Genomic DNA, 22692 nt, shown 5'->3' with positions numbered 1-22692 from the left:
TTCTCGTCAATGCAACCGCGCCGACTGCCCCGCCCGTAACACCCCGGGGAGCAGCGAGGCGTTGGGGCACGACCGTCACGCGCGCACATGACGCGAATTCGTCAGCCGGAAAGTTTCCCGCGGACAGCCACGCTCCCGGCCTTCATCTCCGCCCGCACCCGGTACTCGTCCAGAAACCCCACGACGAGCAACGACAGAACAGCTGCCAGGGTGAAGGCGGCGGTCAGCAGGTTGAGCACGCTGTACGGGCCGTCGGCCGCAACGATGCGACCGTCCTCCAGCAGGCATTCGAAGCCCAGGGGGATGTAGGAGGGTTCGTGGCCGGCGAGTTGATCGAGCGTGCCGGGGGGCGCCGTCGGATTCGACGAGGTGGTGAGGCCCGAGGAATCGCGGTCGGTCACCGAGTGGTGCAGATCTGGTGCGCGACACCTAGAGAGGTCTAGACAACAACAAAGCCCCGGGCCTCTGGCCTGGGGCTTCTGTCTGGAGCGGGTGACGGGAATCGAACCCGCGCTCTGAGCTTGGGAATCACCGCGCTTCTGGGCTTAGTTGGTGCCCTGACCAGCAGCAACGGGTGCCAGGGTGAGTCCTGGGGTTCGTCCTGGCACCCGCTGTTGACCGTGGCTTACCGGCCTGTCGGGCACGGATCGGGCACGGACGTGCATGCGGAACACGCAGAACGGGGCTGCTCTCAGGCGGCCGTGGGCGTACCGTCGGCCTGATCGCTTGGGGGTGGGAGGCAGTGTTGTACGCGCACGAGGTGATCGTGTCTTGCAGGGAATCTTGGCGACGTGCGTTTTCGCTGGCCCGGGGGCTGGTTGGACGGCCCTTGCTGGCCGTCATTGGCCGTCCTTGGCCGCTCGTGATCGCCCTCCGACGGCCCAGAGACGGCACGGAGCAGCCGCACTGATGACGCTGCTCCTGTGTCGTACCGGGGAGATACGGTGCAGCGACATTTGAGCTTGCGTTTGGGGAGGGGCCTTGGGAGCTAAAACCGGTCTGCTCGTGTACGCCGACGGCGATGTGCCCGGCCTTCTGCGGCACGTAGGAGCGGCGGACTTGGAGCAGACGTCCGCGATGATTCGGCGTCTCAACCCGGGATGCGAGATAGAGGAGAGCGGAGGCTCGGACCTGTACGACGCCGTGTATCCCCCGGACGGAACCACCTATGCAGCGAGCTGGCCCCGCGTGGAGATCATCTGCGATCGACGCGTGATGATCGATTCTCCGTCACAGCTCCCCGCGCATCTTGTCGCGGCGAGTACCGGTCGGCGGTTGGTCCTACACGCCATGCACAGCGTGGTCGACTGGCTGGCGTTCGCTGTGTGGGAGGACGGCCGCCTCATCCGGTCTCTGAGCCTGTCACCGGACGACGGGATCATCGAGAACATCGGGGAGCCGCTCCCCTTCGAACTTCCCTACTGGGCCGGGGACCGTCCGGCGGACATCATTCCGTGGCCGGGTGAAGAAGAGGAGCCGTACGCACTGCCCTTTCACCCTCTGGAGCTTGGCGAAGACGCGCTGCGTGCACTCTGCGGCTTCATCCAGGAGGGCATGCCGGAGCCGGGGAACGTTGACGCGGAGAACATCGAACTCCATGGCTTCCTCGTACGAGACCCGAACGGCCCCGACCCGTCCGAGAAGGAAGCGGAGATGCGGAGAGCAGTGGAAGCGATGGGGCCGCCGCGGGTCTACACGATGGGACCCGATGGTGTGCTGATCGAGCGGGACAGCCTCTAGGGCCTGTCCGGCGGATCGGGGGGTGTCTTGCGCATGTTGCGGTCACGCACCGCCGTGCTGGGCGAACCGGTTGACCTGCCCATGCCGTCAGACGACCCGCTGGGCCAGTACCTGTCCAGGCCAGGCATCGGACAGGAAACGAGCGGTGGGCGTGAAGCCGTTGCGTTCGTAGAATGCGACCAGTTCGCCTCCGCCGCCCGCCCAGCAGTCGACCCGCAGTAGCGCCACGCCGGCCCGTCGGGTCTCCTCGGCGGCATGGGCCAGCAGTGCCGCCCCGATGCCCACACCGGCGTGCTGTCGGTCGGAGACCAGCAGCCGGACGTACCGCTCGGGTTCCTCAGCCGGCGCGATCGGCATCTGCGGGCTGGGCCCAGAGTCCAACACCAGGGCGCCGACAGGTAGCCCGTCCAACTCTGCGATGTATGAGGTGTTCTCGGTCGTGTACCGCTCCACCCGCTCCACTCCGCCGGGCTTCTGCGAATACAGTGTCGTGCCCCACTGCTCGGTGTTGCCGCGATCGTTCATCCAGACCACCGCGGAGTCGAGCATGTCCAGAATGACTGGTGCGTCGGCCAGGCTGCCTGGTCTGATCCGTATGCCATGGGTGTCGTTCACGGCGGAAGCTTACGACCTGTCTTGCGGGTCACGAGCGGAGCCATAGTCGGATCGCTGCCACGGTAACGGTGCCGTGGAAAACGTAGGCCCGCTTGTCGAACCTCGACGCGACGGCCCGGAAGTTCTTGAGCGCGTTGATCGTCCGCTCGACTTCGTTCCTCCTTTTGTAGATCGTCTTGTCAAAGCCGGTGGGCCGACCGCCCTTACTGCCTCGCCGTTGTCGGTTGGCCCGCTGGCTTTTCGGCTCGGGGATGGTGTGCTTGATCTGGCGTCTGCGCAGGTAGCGGCGGTTACGGCGGGAGCTGTAGGCCTTGTCGCCGCCGAGGTGGCCGGGGCGGGTGCGGGGCCGACCGCCATCGACTCGGCCCACCCGGATCCGTTCCATGACGGGGACGAACTGCGGGGCATCTCCCCACTGGCCCGGCGTGATCAGAAACGCGAGCGGACGGCGCCCACCCTCCCCGGCAAGGTGGATCTTGCAGGTGAGGCCGCCCCGGGAGCGTCCGAGCCCTTCGTCGGGGCGGTGCTGCCGGGGCGTCGTTCTTTTCCCGGAATCCGCGGGCGTCTCTTGCGGGCTCCGGCGGCGTGCTGGTGGCCCGGCAGGAGGTGGAGTCCACGCTCACCATCGACCAGTCGATGCGGCCCTCGGCGTCGGCATCGGCCAGGACCGCCGCGAAGAGCCTGTCCCACGTGCCGTCCGCCGACCAGCGTCTGTGTCGCTCGTACGCGGTCTTCCACTTCCCGAAACGCGCAGGCAGATCCCGCCACGGCGCTCCCGTGCGATTCCGGTACAGAATCCCGTTAATGATCCTGCGGTGACTCGCCCAACGACCGCCCCGCTTACCGGACTTCGGCAGATGTGGCTTCAGCCGGGCCCATTCCTCGTTCGTGAGATCTCCCCGCCCCATGGACATGCCAACGAGACGAGAGCGAGGAAGTCACATGATCCGCCGGACAGGCCCTAGCTCGGCATTGCTCCCTGTCGGTTCGGGCATCGCTCCCGCTATCGGCTGAGGGGGATCTCGTAGACGATCTCGCACAGGGCAGCGGGCACGACAATGTCCGCTGTCTCAACGGGCTGTCCCTCGTCGCTGTAGTAGGTCCGTCTGATGTGTGTGACCAGGGCGGCCTTCTGGATGCCGAGGAGTGATGCCTCCTCGGCATCGGCTTGCCGCGGCTCCGGCTGTTCCACAGCGTGACTGACCCTGATGCCGATTTCGGCCATCCGTTCCACAACACCTGCCCCGGCGAGCGGCCCTCCTTCGGGGAGGACGACGAGCGTGCCGGCAGTAAGGTCGTACGGCTCCCAGCTCGTCGACAACTGCACTGGCCTGCCGTCGGCGAGGAACTCGTAGACGGTGCGGACGCAGTTATCCCCCTCGGCGATACCGAGGCGCGCCGCGATCTCCGCCGGCGCCGGGACCTTGGCCTCCGTCCGGCTTTCCCAATCCCCCTGCTTGCCCGCGGACTTCATGTCCGCGCGGAACGGGGAACCGCCGCGCTGCTCGCGCGCCGTAGAGCGGACCACTCGTACCCGCCGACGAGGTTCGGCGACGTACGTGCCGGAACCTGCGCGGCCTTCCAGTACTCCCTGGGAGATCAGTAGCTCCTGTGCCCTGCGGACCACGTTCTCACCGACGCCGCATTCCTGAGCGATCTGGGCACGCGAGGGGAGGCGATCTCCCGGCGTCCACTCGTGCTCCGCGATCCGCCGCCGCAGTACGTCGGCGATGCGGAGATAGGGCGGCTGCTCAGACATATGGAAAATCTAGTCCACTAGCTCTAATCTAGTTAACTAGCTTCACGCAAAGTGATCGCCTGGCGACGGAGGCTCCCCTGTGTCCGATTCGGAAGTAAGGGCCGAGTCCATCGCCGCCCGGTTATCCGCCGTCGGCCTCGCCGTTCGCGTGGAAGCGCACGCCCGGCACACATCGATCGAGGCGGAGGTGCCGGAAACGCTCGCCGCAGAGACATGGCGGGAGGTCTTGGAAGTCGTGGCGGGGGCCGATCGATTCGGGCTCCTCGCCAGCAGTTTGAACGGCCGCACCCTATGGGCCGCCATACACGAAGCGGTCCCCGCGACGGGCGATGTCCGGGGACCTGGCCATCAGCGATAGGAGCTGATCAGCGTGCTCAACCGTATCCGCCGTGCCGTCTCGCGAACCAGAGTGCGGTACTTCCCGGAGGGCCGGCACCGCCGCCCCTTAACTCCCACCCAACCGACCGCCGTTCACCTCGTGCTCTCCAATCGGCCGACACTCCTCATGGGCCAGCGCCGAGACCGTGAGGACGTCCTTGCAGGCGAGGAGACCGCACTCGTCCGCCCGTACGTGCTGGCCAGCGAGGAGGAAGCCAGGCGGCGCTCGACGGCACCTCACGATCGCTTCGCCCACGCATGCTTCGTGCCAGCGGGGGCTCTCTGATGCCCCCTCGTCAGCGGACTGGCTTGACGCATGGGTCGGCCGTCCCCTACCGGTCGAGCTCGTGCCGGATCGGTACGCACCGCGAGTGCGCACAGTCCTCCCCCGCCACGGCACCGGTCGGGGTCCCCGTCGTCTACGAAGCCTGCGATTGCTCATGCCATACGGCAGTCGACCGGGGCGCACCCACGGAGGTGACTCCGTGAGGGGATGGGCACCCAGCGGCGCGCTGGCCGCCAACGTCGAGATCACCTCGGCCAGCGTGCAGCGTGGCGACGTTCTCCAGATCGGTGGCCAGCCGTGCCGCGTGGCCGATCTCTTCCAACTGCCCGGCGGGGCAAAGCGGCTTCGATTCGAGTCGGGTGAACTCCTGACCATGCACTCCCGAACCCGCCTCGTTGCCCTGCGGATGCTGAGAGGCGGTGATTCCATCCGTGCCTTCTCGCCGCCACGTCATCGCCGATGACCTTCGCAAGCAGATCTCGACCGGCCGGATCAAGGCCGGCGAACGTCTCCCTTCCGAAGCGCAGCTCGCCTCCCAGTACATGGTCAGCACGCCGACGCTGCGAAGCGCTCTCGCCGTCCTTCAGGGCGAAGGGCTCGTCGAGAAGATTCACGGCAAGGGCAACTTCGTCCGCCACGCCCTCCGCAGAATCACCTACGTCGGCAGTGGTCGAATGCTAGACGCGCAGACGACGGCCGATGCGGCTCTGCGCGTCAGCGTCCGCACCACCAATGTCCGAGCACGCGGGCATCTGCCTGCTCTGCTGAGGGTGCCAGCAAGCAGCCCCCTGACCGAATTCCTCTGCCTCAGTCACGAGGGGAAGTCGCCGCACAGCCTCGCCCGCATCTACGTCCCACGCGACCTGGCGCCGGCCGGCATGCTCGGCGAGTCGCCCTGGTACGAAGGGGTTGAGGCAAGGCTGGCAGAGCTCCGCCCGCCGCTGGCCGAGATACAGGAGACGGTGAGCGCTCGCCTCCCGACACCCGAGGAAGCGGCGACCCTTCGGATCAGCTCGACCCTGGCCGTTCTCGCGATCACACGCGTAGCGGCCAACACCACTGGGCGCGTGGTCGAGGCGGCGTTCCTGGTGCTCCCCGGCGACCGCGCCGACGCGGTCTTCACCATCCACCACACGATCGAAGAGAGGGGGACGGAAGGATGACGGCCCACAATGAGCTGAGGCTCCTCCCGTGGTCGGGGCCGGAGGGCAAGCCCTGTTTCCTGAGCACCGACGACAGCGGCGGTCACATGTCCCGCCTGGCTGACAACACCGAAGCGGTGCAACTCGGCCTGGCGGCCGGGCTGCTGGAGCACGCCTCGGCAGTACTCGTCGACGAGGAGGCGGGGGCGGATGAGCTGCGGCTCCTGACGACTGACCTGGCCAGAGTGCTGAGGGACGCGCTCCGCGTGGCGGAGAGCCGCGGTCGCCGCCTGCCGGTCCCGGACCGCTCCACTGGAGGAGGAGACGACGAGGGCCCTCGGCTGCCAGCGGCGGCCTTCAGCTAGGAGTCGCTCAACGAGCACCACAGAAGCCCCGGGCCCAGTCCGGGGCTTCTGTGCTCGGATCGGGCTCAGCCTGTGGGCGTTGGAGCGCACGCTTTCCAACTGTGGTGGTGGGGGCTGGGGCGTCGATCGAGGGCATTCGCCTGGATTCATGAGCGGTTCGGTGTCACCGGGGGAGGGGCTTGTGTCTCGCCTGAACGACAGTGAACGGGCCTGAATGAGACGGAAACCGAGACGCACGGAAGCAAGGTGCCCCGACTGGGTGACGCTCAGCCGGTTCGACCTCGGTGACCAGCTGGGCTCCCCTATGGTGCGTCTCGCCCTTGCATACTTCAATCACCGAGGAGTCGACGCAGCATGGCGACACCGCAGGATCAGCAGCCCGCCCAGGCGTACGGACAGCCGCCGACGATCATCATCAACAACAGCAGTTCCGCGGCGGCGTCTGCCGCGGGGGTAATCGGCGGGGTGGGGCTGAGGCGTCGGCGTCAGTCGCTGTGGGTCCACTTCTGGCTGCTCATGTTCACTGCCGGCATCGGCAACGTCTTCTACGCGATGCACTTGAGTCGCTGGAACCGAGACCGAGGTCTCTGACGACCAATAGAGGGGCCCTCCCCGCGGGACACCTCCGGGAAGGACCTCTGTCATGCCTCCACACACACCTGGCCGGCGAAGCGACTAGGTGCCGGCTTCCGGAGGAATCAGCTTGGGAATCGCAGGCAATGCTATACCTGCTCGCCATCTGACCAGCAGCGATATACCCGTTGGACTGCCCGGGGACTGTTGCGAGCGCCGCCGTTGCCCGCTGTTGGCGATGCCAACTGATGCGCATCTGATGCGAGCCTTCGGTGGTTACCGAACCGCGGGGCGGGTGTCATCGTGCCGTGATCGACCGACTCGGTTCTATTGGAGCGGTGTTGAGGGCACCGACAATCACTCTCGTGAGAGCAGAGAGCTTCCCGTGTGGCTGGGACAGGCGCTTAGAAGGCGCTAGGTTCTTCCCCACGCTCACCAGCCTGAGCTGCCAGAATACCCAGCGGTGAGTGGCTGATCGGGGAACTTCGACAGGCATTCGGCATGCAGCAGAAACTGCACGTGCCGTAAACGACTGCCCTCGGCGGTCGCAACCTGATAGCCACGTACCACCTGTTGGCGTCGGTCTACGCGAGCTTCGACTGCCCCCGCCCTCAGGTCATTCCCGCCGTCCTGATTCAGGCGGGCACGGCCCAGTGGATCGGGGGCCGCTCCGGCGGGAGGCCCGGCACATGCCACTCGGGAGTCAGGGCTGACTCACTCGCACCGTGTCAAGAATTTCGATTCCTCCACCGAGAGTTGGCGGGGCAGGTGTGCTGCTGGGGCAGCGGCGGGTCAGGGTTGGTGGTATGCATGTCGATGCCCAGCTCCCGAAGGGCCTGATGGCGCCGTACTGAGGTGGAGGCGAACGCCGCTTCAAGGGACGCGCGTCACCCGCAAGGTGTCCAACACAATGGACCCGGAGGGAAGGGCTTTCAGGCCCTCGTTCTTGACCTTGCGGAACTCGACGTCGATCACGTGGTCCTTGATCTGCGCTGCACCCTCGGCATCGACCAGCACGGCGTGCAAGTCAGATTGCTTGTCCAGGGTGTCCTTGGTCCCGACTCGAAGTTGGGCGCAGTCCCACTTGTCGTCCTGCAGGTTGCAGGGACTGTACTTGGGGTAGAAGAGGCCTCCATTCACGTCTCTGACAAAGGCCCACACTGCGTACCCCGCCGGCCGGTGCAGAACGTGACCGGAGAACTCGACGCGCTCACCAACGGCAGGATTCCGAGGTTGCTCAATGGAACCAGTCGGCTTCTTCGTTGGTGCTTCCTCGTTCTGAAGCCATGGCCCTGCGAAGAAGGCTGCTGTCAACACCATGAGTGCCGTCACCAGGTTGCTGACGGCGATGACGAGGCCATTGTGTCTCTCCGCCCATGAGGGGCTGACAGGTGAGGCTGGCGCCCCAGCCGGGGGAGCCGCAGAGGCGGCCGATGGCGACGGAACGGGTGGTGGCAGGGGCGGCTGAACGGACATGAATCACCCGATTCGACGTACGAGATTGGTCGCCGCCAGTATCTACCTTGTCACCTGACGTGGTTGGCTGTTTGGTCGGATCACGAAGTCCGCCTCGCCATACACCTCGAGCGCCCTCAGTTCCTCCTGGTCGACGGGGGCGCTCCAGCGGAGCTTGGTGCCGACCCACTCGCCGATGTACCGGTAGTGCTGGTCGGATGCGGGTGGATTCACTCAACGGGGTCCTGGTCGGCCTTGCTGCGGTTGGCGCGCGCGGTCACGGCTCCGGAGGGCCCGTGTGCTGCTGACATCGATGCTGGTCGAGGCGCTGCGCGTGGCGGGAGCAGCTGCCCCGGTCCACAGATAGTCCACGCCTCCCCTCATGCGCCGGTGCGCGCAGTCATGCGGCGCAGGCGTGTTCTCACAGCGGCCGCTGGTTGCCATGCGAGGTGGCCCGCACTCAACGGGCAACCGCTACTTGACCGGCCAGTCGCCAAGGGGGATGCAGCGCACCATCATGGCCAAGCGCGCGGTCGCCGTCCCGCATGACCTGATCACCACCGTTCCGCGGGGCTTACGCCAACTCCCATACCGGCACGACGTTCTCGGCGGCCGCCGCGCTGGTACCGGACTGATGCCCGCCACCATGACGACATCACGCATTGAACGTCAGTAGCAGTCTCCGCATGCCCTCGGTCTCTAACCGGCGTTGGGCACGCGCCGTGCCAGCGACAGCTGGACGATGACCTTCGGCAAGGTGTCACGCAAGGATTGTGTCGAACGCCCGCGACAACAACAGCAGCGTGTGGCAGTGTTGATCACCTAATCGCCTTTAACTCGGAGATAGGGCAAGCTGTGGCGTTCGGAGCTTCGTCTGTAACCCCCCGGAGCGTTGCTGTCGGTACACTCCTCGAAGAGCATCACCCGTTCTTCATCCCCCGATACCAGCGGTCATACGCCTGGGATAGTCAGGTGGCTGCATTCACCGACGATGTTAGCGACCTCGCCAATGCTGACCCCCAAGAAGTAAGCCACTTCCTAGGGGGTATTGTCTGCATTGAGGAAACTGATCATGCGCAAAGTCGGCCTCACAAGTATGAGATCGTTGACGGCCAACAGCGTATGGCCACAGTTGTTCTGGCGCTTGCGGAGATCGAGCGTGCGGCAAACGATATCGCGACGCGCTCGACAAAATCTGGCGACCACGCTGCTGCAGCCTCCGCTGAAACCCTGGCTTCGGATACGCATGACAGGTTTCTTTTCTGGCGCAACGCAATTGTGAGCGAAGGGCGAAAAGAAACTCTCCCGCGGCTGGTTCTCTCGGATGCCGATAACCAGTTCTTTCGCGACTTGATTGACGACGATGGGGCCAAGCCGGAAAGGGAAAGTCACCAACTTCTAGCTGCCGCGCAGGCGCAGATTCGAACTGCTTTGATTAAGCCGGCTGTCAATAAGGTCGGCCATCAGGAGGCAATCGCCCACTTGGATCGGCTGCGGACGGCGATCATTTCCCAGTGTCACGTAATCCAAATCGTTTCGGTTGACCGCGAGCGAGCCTACCAGCTCTTTAGTGTGCTCAATGATCGCGGGCGGTCCTTGGAGGACGCTGATCTGCTCCGAAGCTATACGCTCGAAGTCGTTCAAAAATTTCCGGAGCAGCAGGAGAAGATCGCCAAACTGTGGGACGAGATTCTAAAGGCCCCCGCCAAGGAGGTTAGTGACTTTTTTAGGGCCTACTATCCGTCAACGACAGGGGTCCGAGCGACCCTACCGCTCTTCAAAAAGCTGAGAGAAGAGTACTTCCCTCTCTCTTCGGCCACCACGATCGAAGAGGCAAACACTGTTCTGAGACAAGTGAATACTTTTCGAGATGAGCAGAATGTATTCTCGAAAATCCAAGAGGGAAACTGGCCGTACCCTGCGGCTTCGGAAGCCGGCAAGGGTCCGGCGGTGACGGATTGGCAGAAGGATCGCCTGAAGAGGTTGGTGCTATCCCTCAAGCACGAGCTCGCAATGCCCTTGCTCTTGGCTACAGCGAGCACGTCAGATGAGAAGAAGTTCTTTAGTCTAGTGCAAATGATTGAGCTTTTTGCATTCCGCTACAAGAACGTCTGTGGTGGTCACGCAACCGCACCCGGGAAAGTTTACTATGCGATGGCCAAGGAAATCCGGAAGCTTGCTTCTGAAGGGAAGCCGATCGACTGGAATTCGTTGCGCTCGTCTCTTCGAGAGCTAATCGCCAAGGTTGCTCCCGATGACCAGTTCCGAAACAGCCTAGAGAACCGACTTCGGTATGACTTTGGGGCTGCACAGCGAGTAAATATCTGTGAGCTCCTAACAACAATTGAAGATCACGCAGCTTGGTTGGGCAAGGGGGGAGCTGGAATCCCGAAGCCTAACATGGTCAAGGTGATTGATCTTGGTCAGGTTACCCTTGAGCATATCTACCCCCAAAACCCGGAGTCTTCTGATGTAGACGACGAATTGTATGAGGTTCGCGATCGAATTGGGAACCTGACATTCTTCGGTCCGGGTGAGAACTCCAAAGCTGGCAATAAGCCCTTCAGCGTCAAGCGCCAAGGCTGCTACCCTGAGAGTACTGTCCGGATGACGCAAAAGCTGGCGGAACTGCAGAATTGGGATCTCGCGGCCTATATTGCCCGCCGTGATCAGTTGCTTGATGACGCTTGCAAGGTGTTCAAAATCTGATTTTCGGGGTACTTGAGAAGTTTCCATCCTCACCTAGTAATCCAGCAGCAGTACGATGTTTTTCCCTGCTCAGGGGCGGTCTGGGTGAGTGAGTGGGCTGGTTGCCGGCACTAGCCCTCTTTCCTCATGCCACCCCTCGATCGTGGGCAGCCGCGCTGACGGCGGCAGCAGTCCGGGCAGACTCCGGGCGTGATTGACGAGCATGCAGTTGAGATCTGGAATGACCAGCTTGAGCAGTTGTTCTTGCGTATCGGCCACCGCTTCAGGCGTTTCGAGCCGTGTCGCAGGATGCGTGACTACATCCATGGAGTGCTGAGCCCGACCGGTCGCAAGAACGCCTGGCAACTGGCCGAATACGTCTGACACCGCAGGCGCGACTGCCTACAGCAGCTCCCTCGGCGCCCGCTGGGACGCGCACGAGCTCTGAGGCGACCTGCAAACCTACGTAGTCGAACGCCCGGAGAACCCGACGGAATCCTCATCCTCGATCACACCGGCTTCCTCAAGAAGGGCACCAGCTCGACCCGGCGTGCAGCGCCAGTAGGCCGGCGGTGCCGGAACCATGAGCCACATGGGCCGGCTGCTGCGAAAGGTAGATGTCAAAGGGCCCGGACCACGATCGGGTCCGGGGCCTTTGCGCTGGTGCCCCGGCAGGATTCAAACCTGCGACACCCGCCTTAGGAGCGAGGTTGGGCGACTTGGGGGCTGACCTGCAGAAGAAGCATTCCGGCGGACGTGGGGTACAGGCCCTGCCAGTGCCTGCCGTTCCCCGTGGCTCCCTGCTTGTTCTGGCACGGTTGTGGCACGGGGAACATCTGATATCCGTAGCCCTATGTGGATCAGCCGTCAGCGGTCGTACAGGCCCCGCTACGCCCTGTCGAGGGCTTTGAGCGACGGATGTGGTTGCTGCGCTTCGCTGCTGTACCGCGTCTAGGACTTGGGCTGGATCGTGGTCACCTTCGGCGTCGCGATCTCGGCGAGCATCTGCTTCAGGTGGACGCTCGGTGCCACCATGTCGGCGAGCATCCGGTTCAGGTTCACCTACGCCGCACAAGATCGCTTATGCCGACTGCACTCATGCAGTGATCGCCATTCACGATCTTGAAGGATTCACCGCCGCAGTGCTTGAACGTCGCGGCCTTTACGGCCTGGCTCGCTTCTGCCAAAATATTCCTACTTTTCGGCGTGGAAGCGGGGGCATGGATGGGTTTGTCTGAACTGATAAACGACGGTTACTCGTTCTACAAAAGGACCTCATTCGAGCAATACGAGAGTAATGAGCTGCGGGATCTTGAGAACCATCTCTGGTATATGGCGCAGATGGTCACCGATCTCAATTGTGCCGCGTTAGGCTACTTCATCCCTAGCAGTGCAGGGCGGCCTGACGTAGATCGCATAATCCAATGGCTGGAGATGGCGGCATCGTTGCGGATGGCGCATATTGACATGTCCGATCATGCGCCGGGGCCTTACCTGTGCAAGGGGATGTCGGAGTACTACGCGTCGGACAGTGAGATTACGTCCGCCTATGCGACCGAGTACACCCGTCTTCTGTATACGTGGTGTGCGGTCGAGCGTTTACTAGACGTGCTACAACTCCCGCCAATGCCGACGTTTGATGGATGGAAGAAGGTGAAGAGGGACAGTTGGAACAATGCCACTTATCACCTTCTGAGGACCCCTGTGGTGGATCACTATGATTGCACTGCAAGGCATCTACGGCAGCATGTGCAGAAGGACCCGGGCCTTGCTGGTGCGCCTCAACTGTTGCAGGCATTTGAGGTGACACCATGGCGCTCTGTGTCCGGATCGCTTCTCCTTGCGGGCAATCGGTTGCGAAATATGCCCGCGCATGGCGACCTGTCCATACCGACACCGGTCGTAGGGGATGAACGAATCAAGATAAAGCAGCACCTTGCTCTGCATGCGCCCCGGTTGGCGGCCCGTGGTTTACTGATGAGCATGCAGATGCTTTTAACCTCTCTCGAAACCCCGGATGATTACTGGAATGGGAATATCGGTCCGGAAGATGGGTGGTGGATGCGTGACGATGAAGGAGTGTGGAAAGGGTCCGATGATGGCATGCATCCGAAATACTCCATTGCCGTTGCTCACCTCCGCCCCGTAGATGCATACGGTGTTGCGTATGACGACTACTGAGCGAGGTAAGTCGAGTCATCAACCCACTAACCTCCCCCGCTTCCATCCCGTCCGCCGTCGACCCACACACCGTGGAGCGGGCGTGGTTCATGGCGTCCAGGTGGAGCGCGCCACTGTACGAACGACCTGGACGCCATGGGCCGCGTCTGCTCGGCTCTGCCTGGGTCGACGGTGGACGGGATGGGAGCCCACCACGCACGCCATCCACGGGCCCGCAGTCGGGAACGGTGCCCCCTCCATCCCGGTGTCGGCTGATCCCCCGCCGGAGGCATCGTTCTGACCGTGGCGCTTGCGCTGGGTCGAGGTCGGGTGTTGGTGCTCTACGTCTGTATGGCCGCGTCCCCGTCCGGCCAGCGTCTTGGTGCGGTATCGGCGGGCCGTTCGGACGCCCGCGTATCTGGCAGCGTCGGACCGTATGCCGCCGCCACCACGATCCGGCCTCTTTCGGTAACACAAAGCGTCTTTGACCTGCACCGTTGGGGATCATCGTTCGCCCCCGTGCCCGTGTTGGTATTTGGCCGCTGCGTGCGGCGACGGACGGGCGGCGACGTGCGGCCGGTGGCGAAGACATGGAGGCGGCGCGGCGGCGACCGGCCGGCGCCGCCGCGCTTGGCGCGGCCCTCGGTTTGATCCGACCTACTTCTGTAGGCAACCGGGTGGAAAGGGGCGCGTGGTGGCCCCGGATGAGGGGTGTTTGGGGTCTAGCTTCTGTTGGTCTTTTCCATCCTTGAGGCCGGATCGTGGTGGCGGTGGTGTGCGGGCCAGAGTGGCCGTTGATGCGCTTGGGCGGAGCCTGCGGCCCGAAGATCGACAAGCGCCGTCCGGCCGCCGGTCGAGCGAGCGCAGCGAGCCTTGATCTAGTAGAGAAAGTTCTACCGCGGGCCTACTTGGCGGCAGCATCGCGTTCGGCGCGGAACTCGTCCAAGAGATCGAAGAACATAGCCAGGGCTGAGACACCTGCCGCTTCGGCCGCTCGCTCGATCTCGACGGCCCAGCCCACCGGGCTGGAGTACTGCATGTTGAGCCGAGGCCACAGCCACTCGCTGAACGCACCGCGGTGATCGAAGTCCGTCATCTCCGGAGCTCCGTGGATCTCGCAAGCGACCCTGTATCCGAACAAGATCGATTGAAGATGCAGGAGCGATGAGCCTCGCACGTACATGCTCGGCCGTAGGCGCACGTCGTCGAGGAAATCGTGCACTGTGTCCAGCTCGTATAGAGGTCTGGGCTTGGGGATACCTGAATTCATGGTCACGCGGACGCCGCAAGGAGACGCTTGCCGTCATGGCTCCGCACGTGAGGGCCTGCCTCGTCCAGGGCGTCCAGCAGTCGTACCGAGTAGACCTCGGACATCCGCTCGGCGACTTCCTCGGGCGTGAGCCAGGCCACTGCCGTCGACTCGTCGGAGGTGCGCTCGGTGCCGGCGGAGGGCTTGCAGCGGAAGACCAGGGCGACGATGCCGCGGGCCGTGTTCTTGTAGACGCCGGAGAGGTCGCCCACCTCGACCTGGATGCCCGTCTCCTCCAGGACCTCGCGCTTGACTCCTGCTTCGGGTGACTCGGAGAGTTCCAGGACACCGCCCGGAAGTTCCCAAGTCCCGTTGTCCGCTCGGCGGATCGCCAGGAGTCGGCCGTCCTCGCGCATGACAGCCCCGGCCACCGACACGGAGTGCAGTGGCGTTGACTGGCCTTCGCCGGCGCTGTTACTCATGTACAGGAGCATAGGAGAGTGAGAAGGGCGATGGGAACAGTAGTAGGAGGTGGGAGAGCCGTACCTCGGTACGTGCAGATCGCCGACGAGATCGTTCAGCAGATCCGGGCGGGTGTCCTCAAGCCTGGTGACATGGTGCCGAGTGAGTCCGAGCTCGTCGAGCGTTATGGCGTGGCCGGCGGCACGATTCGCAAGGCCATGGTGGAGGTCCGGGCCAGTGGGCTCGTCGAGACCCGCCATGGCAAGGGCTCGATCGTGAAGGACCGTCCGCCCGTGCGGCTACGGTCGTCGGATCGGTTCCGGGCATCGCATCGGCGGGGCGGCAAGGCCGCGTACCTGGCCGAGTCCGAGCAGTCTGGTGCCACCGCCAAGGTGAGCGTTCTCTATATCGGCCCGATGGAGGCCCCGGAGGACATCGCGGAGCGGCTCGGCGTCGAGGCCGGCGCCCAGGTGCTCGCCCGTCGGCGGCTCTACTTCCGCAACGGGACGCCCGTGGAGACGGCGACTTCGTACCTGCCATGGGACGTGGTCAAGGACATCCCCGAGCTGTTCGCCGAGAACCCCGGCCCCGGTGGCATCTACGCCCGGCTGGAGGGTGACGGCCACGTCTTCGCCGAGTTCGTCGAGACGCTGCAAGCGCGTCCGGCCGCGAAGGCGGAAGCCTCCGAACTCGCCCTGAGCCCCGGTGCTCCGGTCGTTCATCTCATCCGCGAGGCGGTGACCGAAGAGGGCCGCGTGGTCGAGGTTTGCGACACCCTCATGGCCGCTGACCAGTTCGTTTTCAGCTACCGCATCCCCGCGGCCGACTGACGCTCGCTCAACTCCCCACAGCCCGCCGCGACTTCTTCGTCTCGGCGGGTTGACTCATGTATAGGAGTCATGCACTCTTCTTCATGTCACTCATATACATGAGTGAAGGAGCTAGATACTTCTAGAGGAGTGATCTCTGTGCGTGTGATCCCTGTGGACATGACCGGCGTGACCGTGATGGTCGCTCAGCCGCCGCAGCAGAAGATGAAGGACAAGCAGAACGGTGTGATCGCCGTCGACACCGAGACGAAGAAGCCGCTCATGACGGTGGACGTGCTCTTCGTCGGGAACGGCAACGCCGAGGTCGTGACGGTCACGGTGATCGAGGACGACATCTCCGGCGAGCTGGCCATGGGTACGCCGGTGGCGCTGACCGGTCTGATGGCGCGGCCGTGGGAGAACGAGTTCAACGGCCAGAAGCGGCACGGCATTTCGTTCCGCGCCGCTGCCGTCACCTCGCTGGCGGGCTGAGCGATGACCGATGGACAGATCACCGCGCTCGTCGGCCTGGTGCTGATAGTCGCCGGACTGCTGGTCCTGCGTCGGACCCGGCCCGTCTGGTACTGGGTCGCTTTCGGAGCTCCGGTGAAGCTGATCCGGATCGCCGGCACGTACCGCTCGGTCATGGAGGCGTGTGGGCTCACCGAGCCTCCGTCCCGGCTCCGGCTCGCCGTCGCGGCGGCCACCAAGCGGACTCCGTCCCGGATGGTCCCGCGCCTGACCAGGGCCCGGATCACCGCCAGCGGCCTTGTGCTCCGGATCAGGATGCAGCCGGGCCAAGAGGTCCACGACTTCGAGACGGCGACCGAGCGTCTGCGGCACTCCTGGCGGGCGTACGCCGTGCACGTCACCGCGCTCGCCCCGGGGTGGCTGCAAGTCCGGGTCATCGGATACGACGTGCTGCGCCGGGTCGTCATGCCTCGCACCGCACAACAGAAGCTGCTGAGCGTGCCGGTGGCCCTGCGTTCCGACGGTGCCGTCCATACGCGGGACTTCCGGGCGATCGCTCATGAGCTCGTGATGGGCGCGACGGAGTCGGGGAAATCGGTCTACCTGCGCGGTCTGCTGGCGGGCCTCGCTCCTCAGCCGGTCGCCCTCGTCGGAATCGACTGCAAATGGGGCGTGGAACTGGCTCCCTTCTCATCGCGGTTGTCGGCCCTGGCCTGCACGCCCGAGGAAGCCGCCGACCTGCTGGATGCCCTGGTCAGGGAGATGACCGAGCGATACGAACTGATCCGGGCAGCCCAGCGGCTCGCACCCGGCACGTCTTCGGAGTCGATCAGCTCGGACATCTGGGGCCTGCCCGAGGACATGCGGCCGGTGCCGGTCGTGGTCGTCGTCGACGAGGTGGCGGAACTCTTCCTTACGGCCACCAGCGCCGACGAGAAGCGACGGGACCAGATGGTCACCCAGCTTGTCCGGCTCGCCCAGCTCGGCCGCGCTGCCGGCATCTATCTGGAGGTCTGCGGGCAGCGCTTCGGCGCCGAACTCGGCAAGGGCGCAACCGCCTTGCGTGCCCAGCTCACCGGCCGCATCTCGCACCGCGTCAACGACGAGACCACAGCCAAGATGGCGCTCGGGGACATCAGCCCCGTCGCCGTGCTCGCCGCCACGACCATCGGTCCTGACCAACGCGGTGTGGCCGTGGCCGGCGACTCCTCGGGCGGCTGGTCCCTCGTCCGCAGCCCGTTCACGAGCCTGCCCGACGCGGTCGCGGCATGCGCCCAGCACGCCGCCATGACGCCCTCCGTACCGAGCCTCGACCCGTTCCGACCCTCAGCACCGTCCCGGGCCTTCGCCCTGGTCGCGGACAAGGACTGACGCCATGAGGTCATCGCTCCGACTGGACGCCGTACTCGTACAGGCCGTGATCGCGGGTGCGCTGTCCTTCTCCCACCTGCACGACCTCGCCGAGGCCGCCGGTCAGAGCGGTTGGAAGGCATGGGCCTACCCGGTCTCCGTGGATCTGCTGCTCGTCGCCGCCTGGCGTCGACTTCGGACCCTGCGGGACTCCGACGCCCCCAGGCGTGGGGCATGGACCTGGTTCGCGGTGGCGCTCGCTGCCTCCCTCGGCGCGAACGTCGCCACGGCCGGACTGCTCGACCTGAACGACGTGCCCGACTGGCTGCGCATCCTCGTGGCCGGATGGCCGGCCCTCGCCTTCCTCGGCGGGACGCTGCTCGTGCACACCCCCGGGCCTGAGCCGGAGGAAACTGCCCGGCCCGAACGGGCAGAGCCCGACACCGAGGTCGTACGCGAGCAGACCGCCATGGCCGCCCCCGCCTTGCCCGCGACTCTCTCCGTACCGCCCGCCCTCATCACCCACGCGCGGAAGCTCGCCGACGCCCACCACTCGGCAACCGGCCGTGCCATCGACCCCGACACCCTGCGCGCCCGCCTCGGTGTCCCGGCCCCGATGGCGGAGGCCATCGCCGCCCAGCTCGCCTGAGAGGAGGTGAAGTCATGCCCCGAAACCGCTTCTGGGACGTCGACCGCATCGGCCCCGTCCAGATCGGCACCCACCACGACCGCCACGGCCGCGACGCCCACGCCGCCGCCTGCACCGCACCCGGCTGCGACTGGTCCGCCGACTACCTCAACCGCGCCGCCGCCGAGCTCGCCGCTCGCACACACCGCTGCAACCCGCGCTGACCGTCGAGGAGATGACCGCCATGAACGTTCCGCTCTGGCTCGCCCTGATCGTCGTCGGCTGGCTCGGCATCAAGCTCGTCCGCCCGCCCATTTGGCTCGTCGCCGTCCTGCTCCTGGGTGGCTACCTCCTTGCGGACAGCCTCCTCGCCCCGGTCATCGACCCGCTCGCCAAGTAGCCCGCCCCGGAAGGAGAACGGCCATGCTCAAGCCCAAGTACCCGACGCCCGATACCTACGTCCCGACCACCCACACCCACGCCCCGGCCGAACGGTCCGCCCCGCCGGCACCCGAGCCCGTCCGCTCCGGCGTCGCCGACCTGGTTCGCAGCAACCCGGCTGCCGTTGTGGCGGGTGTCGTCGTCACCGGCGTGGTGCTCACGTCGATGCTCCTGGCGGTCGCCATCACCGGACTCGCCCTGTCCATCAGCGGCGTCGCGCTCCTGGTCCTCGTCCGGATGCTCCGCCAGGAATTCCGCCGCTGACCGGCCTTCGGGCAGTGCCACAAGCCGCCAAGCATCGCCGCTGCCCGGACGGCCCACGTACTCCCTTCCAACCGCAACGAAGGACAACCGTGGAGACCCAAGCGCTCGCCCTATTCCTGCCGCTTCTGAGTTGGCGGGAGATCGCCGCCGGGGCCCTCGTCGAAGACGGTGCTGGAGGTGAGATTTTCGACGAACGAGCGCAGGTCGTCAGCGAGGACCAGTTCGGTGTCGAAGTCGTTGTCGAACCAGGTGACCGACGGCTCGCCCTCCGGCCCACAGACCCTGTAGTCGAGCCCTGTCCAGCAGTGCCCGTCGCCGGAGATGAGCACGATCGGCGAGGGCATCTGCCACTCCTGGATGAGGTACGGAGTGTCGAGCAGCGACATCATGCCCTCACGTCTCCCGATACCCATGAGCTCCGCGAAGGGGACATGGTCTTCGCTCCACGACGTCGGCCGACTCGTAGCGAATGCATCCCACTCAGCGGCTACTTGGCCGCCGTTCTGAACTCGCAGAAGGTCAAGCAGGGCAGAAGGAAGCCGCACAGCGAGCTCACGCTCGGCTTGCCTGATCGCTTCCTCAGTGAGTGGCAGCTGGACGCCGTAGTCGCTGTCGTCCCAGAACGTCGCCTTGACGTCTTCGAATCGCGCCATGACCTGCACCCTACGGCTCGGCCGCGTCCACCAGGGCAGCAACAGCCCTCACGCCATGAGGCAGCAAGGCCGGCCGCCGTGGCACCCGCACTCTCTCGCGCTGAGCACTGACGCACTGACCGGCCTCCGGGCGACGCACAAGCCGCCAAGCATCGCCGCCGCCCGGACGGTCCGGCCCCTTCCAACCGCAATCGAAAGGACCACCATCATGGCCCAGCTCCGCCCTGCCCGAACGCGTATCTGCCCCGACTGCGACGGCTTCCCCGTGGTCGCCATCGACACCGGTTCGCTCCTGCCGGACGGCACCCGCGCCACGCTCAACGTGGTCTGCCGCCGCTGCCGTGGCACCGGTATGGCCTGCATCTCCGCTCCCGTCGTCATCGTCGTGAGGGAGGGTGCGTGACCGACACCGCGACTGTCGCGGGCCTGGACCCGTCCATCCTCGGCGACATGCTGCGGGTGGCCGGGTCCTCCGGCTTCGACCGCTGGCGCGACCAGGTCCGCCGCACCGGCGGATGTGTCAACCCCATCCACCTGACCGGCTGGACCCTCACCAAGGACAAGACGTCCGGCGAGACCCTGCACCGCTACTCCACGGAGACCGAGCCCGATGGACGGCTCCGCCTCGCCTGCGGCAACCGCCGGGCCTCCCGCTGCCCGGCCTGCGCCTGGACGTACGCAGCCGACACCTACCACCTGATCCGCGCCGGACTCGCGGGCGACCAGGACAAGGACGTCCCGGCCACCGTCCGCGACCACCCCCGCGTCTTCACCACGCTCACCGCGCCGTCGTTCGGCCCGGTCCACAACCGCCCGGACTCCGGCCGCTGCCGCTGTGGTCGCACCCACGGGCCCGACGACGACGCGCTCGGCACACCGCTCGACCCGGCGACGTACGACTACGCCGCCGCCGTCCTCTTCAACAATCACGCGGGCCAGCTGTGGCAGCGCTTCACCAACCGGCTCCGCCGCGAGATCGCTGCCCGTGCCGGACTCTCCCAACGCGAACTCAAGGAAACCGCCCGGGTCTCCTACGGCAAGGTCGCCGAGTTCCAGAAGCGCGGGGCGGTGCACTTCCACGCCGTCGTGCGCTTGGACGGACCGGACGGTCCCGAAGACCCGCCGCCCTCCTGGGCCAGCGTGCAGTTGCTCACTGAAGCCCTACGCGCCGCGGCCCATCACACCTACACGACCATCACTGTCCCGGCCGCCGCCGACCAGCCCACCCGCCCCCTGCGCTGGGGCAAGCAACTCGACATCCGACCCATCCGCGCCTTCGGGGCCGGCACCGACATCACAGAACAGAAGGTCGCTGCCTACGTCGCCAAGTACGCCACCAAGGCGGCCGAGACGACCGGCACCGTGGACCGCCGCGTCGGGAACCGCGAGGTCCTGGACCTCCTCGAGGTACCCGACCACCCGCGCCGCCTCATCGAAGCCTGCTTCGACCTCGACGCCCTGTACCCCGATCGCCGACTCCGCGCCTGGGCCCACATGCTCGGCTTCCGCGGCCACTTCTCCTCCAAGTCCCGCCACTACTCGACGACCCTCGGCGCCCTCCGCCAGGTCCGCGCCGACTACCGCGCCGCCCAGCAACGCGAAGCCCTCGACCTGCCCGACCCCGACCAGGACCCCACCGTCCTCGTCCTCGCCTCCTGGCAGTTCGCCGGTCAGGGCCACTCGCCCGGTGAGTCGTTGCTCGCCGCCTCCATCGCCAGAGACCTCCAGCTCAACCGCCAAACCGCCCGCGAAGCCCTGCACGACCTCGCCTTGGAAGGAGTCCGGTCATGAGCGACGTGCTGCTGACCGTGGAGCAAGCCGCCGAACGCCTCGGCACCACCGAACGCTTTCCTCGGCGGCTGATCGCCGAACGACGCATCGCCTTCGTCAAGGTCGGCCGCCACGTGCGGATCGCAGAGAGCGTGCTGACGGCGTACATCGAGGGCAACACCGTGCAGCCGATCCGCCGTCGTCGCTCGCGCTACGGGAGGGCTGCCTGATGGCTGCCAAGAAAAAGCGGCGGTTCGGGCGCATCCGCAAGCTGCCGTCCGGCCGCTACCAGGCTCGCTATCAGGGTCCCGACGGCGTCGACCGGCCGGCACCGCAGACCTTCGAGTCAGCCCGAGACGCTGACGACTGGCTCGCGGAACAGCAGACCGAGATCCGGCGAGGGGACTGGGCGGACCCCGACGCCGGTGCGGTCAACTTCGAGGAGTACGCCCTCCAGTGGGTCAAGGAGCGTCGTCTCTCACCCACCACGGACGAGCTCTATCGGCGGCTGCTCCGTCTGCACGTCCTGCCCACATTCCGCGGCATGGATCTGGACGAGATCACCCCGCCCCGCGTCCGTTCCTGGCGTTCGGAACGGCTCGACACAACCGGGGCTCACACCACGATCGCCAAGGCCTACCGACTCCTGAAAGCCGTCATGCAGACGGCTGCGGACGACGAGTTGATCCGGCGCAATCCCTGCCGCATCCGCGGTGCGGGCAAGGAAATCGCTGAGGAGCGCCCCACCGCCACCGTCGCCCAGGTCGACGCGCTCGCCGACGCGATGGGACCCCGCTGGCGACTGATGGTCTACGTCGCCGCGTACGGCCCGGCCCGTCCTGAGGAACAGGCAGCTATGCGGCGCCGGGATGTCGACCTGGAGCACGTCGGCATCTGGGTGCGTGCGGCTGAGCCGGAACTCACCACGGGCCGGCGGGCACCTGGGGACACCAAGTCGGACGCGGGCAGGCGATTCCTGGTCCTGCCGGCCTTCATGGAGAAGGACCTGAAGCGGCACCTGGCCTGGTACGCGGAGAAGGCTCCGGACGGACTGCTGTTCGTGGGGGAGAAGGGTGCACCGTTCCGGCGGTCGTCCTTTGGACGGAAATGGCGGCAGGCTCGTGCCAAGGTCGGGCTCCCGGACAACTTCCGGTTCTACGATCTACGTCACACCGGCCACACGCTCTCGACGCAGTCGGGCGCCACTCTCAAGGACACGATGGTGCGAGCCGGGCAGTCCTCGGAGCGGGCCGCGCTGATCTATCAGCACTCGAACCTGGAGCGGCAGAGGGAAGTGGCCGACGGGATCGACGCCCGCGTCCAGGCCGAGCGGGAGAAGGCCGGCCCCGTGCCCGACGATCGGGCATCGGGCACGCTACGGGCACGAGACGCCTAGCGTGGTCCAGACAACAACAAAGGCCCGGGTCGATGACC

Annotated in this window: 27 protein-coding genes and 2 pseudogenes; 20 read left to right on the top strand and 9 right to left on the bottom strand. The window is 65.6% G+C overall.

Translation table 11 applies throughout. The annotated features are described in order from the left end of the window. Nucleotides 1-101: 101 nt before the first annotated feature. Nucleotides 102-401, bottom strand: a complete 300-nt coding sequence (locus tag ABTX78_RS10260) for a hypothetical protein (RefSeq protein WP_352206364.1) — start codon at nucleotides 399-401, stop codon at nucleotides 102-104. 604 nt (nucleotides 402-1005) lie between these two features. Between ABTX78_RS10260 and ABTX78_RS10255 the strand changes: the two genes are divergently transcribed. Further along, nucleotides 1006-1740: a DUF6928 family protein gene (locus ABTX78_RS10255; RefSeq protein WP_502993841.1), complete on the top strand. Its 735-nt coding sequence runs from the start codon at nucleotides 1006-1008 to the stop codon at nucleotides 1738-1740. Between the two features lie 87 nt (nucleotides 1741-1827). Here the strand turns inward: ABTX78_RS10255 and ABTX78_RS10250 are convergent, their stop codons facing one another. From ABTX78_RS10250 to ABTX78_RS10240, 3 genes and pseudogenes are all read right to left on the bottom strand, one after another. Further along, the gene (locus tag ABTX78_RS10250) at nucleotides 1828-2355 is read right to left on the bottom strand and encodes a GNAT family N-acetyltransferase (RefSeq protein WP_352206362.1); all 528 of its coding nucleotides are present in this window, start codon (nucleotides 2353-2355) and stop codon (nucleotides 1828-1830) included. Between the two features lie 28 nt (nucleotides 2356-2383). Then, a pseudogene (locus tag ABTX78_RS10245) lies at nucleotides 2384-3263 on the bottom strand (IS5 family transposase). A 95-nt stretch (nucleotides 3264-3358) separates the two neighbouring features. Continuing rightward, nucleotides 3359-4114: a GntR family transcriptional regulator gene (locus ABTX78_RS10240; protein ID WP_352206361.1), complete on the bottom strand. Its 756-nt coding sequence runs from the start codon at nucleotides 4112-4114 to the stop codon at nucleotides 3359-3361. A 79-nt stretch (nucleotides 4115-4193) separates the two neighbouring features. On the opposite strand from ABTX78_RS10240, the gene ABTX78_RS10235 reads away from it, so the two are divergent. From ABTX78_RS10235 to ABTX78_RS10215, 5 genes are all read left to right on the top strand, one after another. Next, on the top strand, nucleotides 4194-4472 hold the full coding sequence (locus ABTX78_RS10235; protein WP_352206360.1) for a hypothetical protein: 279 nt from the start codon (nucleotides 4194-4196) through the stop codon (nucleotides 4470-4472). 505 nt (nucleotides 4473-4977) lie between these two features. After that, nucleotides 4978-5241, top strand: a complete 264-nt coding sequence (locus ABTX78_RS10230; protein ID WP_352206359.1) for a hypothetical protein — start codon at nucleotides 4978-4980, stop codon at nucleotides 5239-5241. Continuing rightward, on the top strand, nucleotides 5198-5941 hold the full coding sequence (locus ABTX78_RS10225) for a GntR family transcriptional regulator (RefSeq protein WP_502993840.1): 744 nt from the start codon (nucleotides 5198-5200) through the stop codon (nucleotides 5939-5941). The genes ABTX78_RS10230 and ABTX78_RS10225 overlap by 44 nt, the downstream gene beginning before the upstream one ends. Then, entirely contained in the window at nucleotides 5938-6285 is a 348-nt protein-coding gene (locus tag ABTX78_RS10220; protein ID WP_352206357.1) for a hypothetical protein, read from the top strand. Before ABTX78_RS10225 ends, ABTX78_RS10220 begins: the two co-directional genes overlap by 4 nt. A gap of 354 nt (nucleotides 6286-6639) precedes the next feature. Then, entirely contained in the window at nucleotides 6640-6876 is a 237-nt protein-coding gene (locus ABTX78_RS10215) for a hypothetical protein (RefSeq protein ID WP_352206356.1), read from the top strand. 855 nt (nucleotides 6877-7731) lie between these two features. On the opposite strand, the gene ABTX78_RS10210 is transcribed toward ABTX78_RS10215, so the two are convergent. Further along, nucleotides 7732-8178, bottom strand: coding sequence for a hypothetical protein (locus ABTX78_RS10210; protein WP_352206355.1), 447 nt, complete (start codon nucleotides 8176-8178; stop codon nucleotides 7732-7734). Between the two features lie 198 nt (nucleotides 8179-8376). Then, nucleotides 8377-8547 carry a hypothetical protein gene (locus ABTX78_RS10205; protein ID WP_352206354.1) on the bottom strand — a complete coding sequence of 57 codons (171 nt, stop codon included), beginning with the start codon at nucleotides 8545-8547 and terminating at the stop codon, nucleotides 8377-8379. Between the two features lie 621 nt (nucleotides 8548-9168). On the opposite strand from ABTX78_RS10205, the gene ABTX78_RS10200 reads away from it, so the two are divergent. The 3 genes and pseudogenes from ABTX78_RS10200 (at nucleotide 9169) to ABTX78_RS10190 (ending at nucleotide 13182) form a co-directional block, all read left to right on the top strand. Further along, complete coding sequence (locus tag ABTX78_RS10200; RefSeq protein ID WP_352206353.1) at nucleotides 9169-11022, top strand: DUF262 domain-containing protein; 1854 nt, start codon at nucleotides 9169-9171, stop codon at nucleotides 11020-11022. Nucleotides 11023-11235: 213 nt separating this feature from the next. Next, nucleotides 11236-11563, top strand: a pseudogene (locus ABTX78_RS36130) (transposase); the annotation flags it as partial. 560 nt (nucleotides 11564-12123) lie between these two features. Then, nucleotides 12124-13182 (top strand): hypothetical protein, encoded by a 1059-nt coding sequence (locus ABTX78_RS10190; RefSeq protein ID WP_352206351.1) that lies wholly within the window; start codon nucleotides 12124-12126, stop codon nucleotides 13180-13182. Between the two features lie 883 nt (nucleotides 13183-14065). Here the strand turns inward: ABTX78_RS10190 and ABTX78_RS10185 are convergent. Then, a complete protein-coding gene (locus ABTX78_RS10185) occupies nucleotides 14066-14257 on the bottom strand; it encodes a hypothetical protein (protein WP_352206350.1) in 192 nt (63 codons plus the stop codon). 176 nt (nucleotides 14258-14433) lie between these two features. Continuing rightward, nucleotides 14434-14904 (bottom strand): NUDIX hydrolase, encoded by a 471-nt coding sequence (locus tag ABTX78_RS10180; RefSeq protein WP_352206349.1) that lies wholly within the window; start codon nucleotides 14902-14904, stop codon nucleotides 14434-14436. An 18-nt stretch (nucleotides 14905-14922) separates the two neighbouring features. On the opposite strand from ABTX78_RS10180, the gene ABTX78_RS10175 reads away from it, so the two are divergent. The 7 genes from ABTX78_RS10175 (at nucleotide 14923) to ABTX78_RS10145 (ending at nucleotide 18835) form a co-directional block, all read left to right on the top strand. Continuing rightward, nucleotides 14923-15702 carry a GntR family transcriptional regulator gene (locus ABTX78_RS10175; RefSeq protein WP_352206348.1) on the top strand — a complete coding sequence of 260 codons (780 nt, stop codon included), beginning with the start codon at nucleotides 14923-14925 and terminating at the stop codon, nucleotides 15700-15702. A 138-nt stretch (nucleotides 15703-15840) separates the two neighbouring features. Then, complete coding sequence (locus tag ABTX78_RS10170; RefSeq protein ID WP_352206347.1) at nucleotides 15841-16173, top strand: SCO3933 family regulatory protein; 333 nt, start codon at nucleotides 15841-15843, stop codon at nucleotides 16171-16173. Between the two features lie 3 nt (nucleotides 16174-16176). Continuing rightward, a complete protein-coding gene (locus ABTX78_RS10165) occupies nucleotides 16177-17523 on the top strand; it encodes an FtsK/SpoIIIE domain-containing protein (RefSeq protein ID WP_352206346.1) in 1347 nt (448 codons plus the stop codon). A gap of 4 nt (nucleotides 17524-17527) precedes the next feature. Beyond that, nucleotides 17528-18151 (top strand): DUF2637 domain-containing protein, encoded by a 624-nt coding sequence (locus ABTX78_RS10160; RefSeq protein WP_352206345.1) that lies wholly within the window; start codon nucleotides 17528-17530, stop codon nucleotides 18149-18151. Between the two features lie 14 nt (nucleotides 18152-18165). After that, nucleotides 18166-18354: a mobile element transfer protein gene (locus tag ABTX78_RS10155; protein WP_352206344.1), complete on the top strand. Its 189-nt coding sequence runs from the start codon at nucleotides 18166-18168 to the stop codon at nucleotides 18352-18354. A 20-nt stretch (nucleotides 18355-18374) separates the two neighbouring features. Further along, the gene (locus ABTX78_RS10150; protein WP_175263675.1) at nucleotides 18375-18530 is read left to right on the top strand and encodes a hypothetical protein; all 156 of its coding nucleotides are present in this window, start codon (nucleotides 18375-18377) and stop codon (nucleotides 18528-18530) included. A gap of 23 nt (nucleotides 18531-18553) precedes the next feature. Next, nucleotides 18554-18835, top strand: coding sequence for a SpdD protein (locus ABTX78_RS10145; RefSeq protein ID WP_352206343.1), 282 nt, complete (start codon nucleotides 18554-18556; stop codon nucleotides 18833-18835). Nucleotides 18836-18945: 110 nt separating this feature from the next. Here ABTX78_RS10145 and ABTX78_RS10140 read toward each other — a convergent pair whose 3' ends face one another. After that, complete coding sequence (locus ABTX78_RS10140) at nucleotides 18946-19488, bottom strand: SMI1/KNR4 family protein (protein WP_352206342.1); 543 nt, start codon at nucleotides 19486-19488, stop codon at nucleotides 18946-18948. A gap of 208 nt (nucleotides 19489-19696) precedes the next feature. Between ABTX78_RS10140 and ABTX78_RS10135 the strand changes: the two genes are divergently transcribed. From ABTX78_RS10135 to ABTX78_RS10120, 4 genes are read left to right on the top strand one after another with little or no spacing between them, the layout of a single operon-like run. After that, on the top strand, nucleotides 19697-19891 hold the full coding sequence (locus tag ABTX78_RS10135; protein ID WP_352206341.1) for a hypothetical protein: 195 nt from the start codon (nucleotides 19697-19699) through the stop codon (nucleotides 19889-19891). Next, complete coding sequence (gene repSA, locus ABTX78_RS10130) at nucleotides 19888-21279, top strand: replication initiator protein RepSA (RefSeq protein ID WP_352206340.1); 1392 nt, start codon at nucleotides 19888-19890, stop codon at nucleotides 21277-21279. The genes ABTX78_RS10135 and repSA overlap by 4 nt, the downstream gene beginning before the upstream one ends. After that, nucleotides 21276-21488, top strand: a complete 213-nt coding sequence (locus tag ABTX78_RS10125; protein WP_352206339.1) for an excisionase family DNA-binding protein — start codon at nucleotides 21276-21278, stop codon at nucleotides 21486-21488. The genes repSA and ABTX78_RS10125 overlap by 4 nt, the downstream gene beginning before the upstream one ends. Beyond that, a complete protein-coding gene (locus ABTX78_RS10120) occupies nucleotides 21488-22654 on the top strand; it encodes a site-specific integrase (protein ID WP_352206338.1) in 1167 nt (388 codons plus the stop codon). The genes ABTX78_RS10125 and ABTX78_RS10120 overlap by 1 nt, the downstream gene beginning before the upstream one ends. Nucleotides 22655-22692 lie beyond the last annotated feature (38 nt).

The sequence above is a fragment of the Streptomyces sp. NPDC096193 genome (assembly GCF_040302905.1).
In the GTDB taxonomy this organism is placed as follows: Bacteria; Actinomycetota; Actinomycetes; order Streptomycetales; family Streptomycetaceae; genus Streptomyces.
The sequence above is the reverse complement of the archived record's forward strand: the minus strand, read 5'-3'. Positions and strand labels throughout refer to the sequence as shown.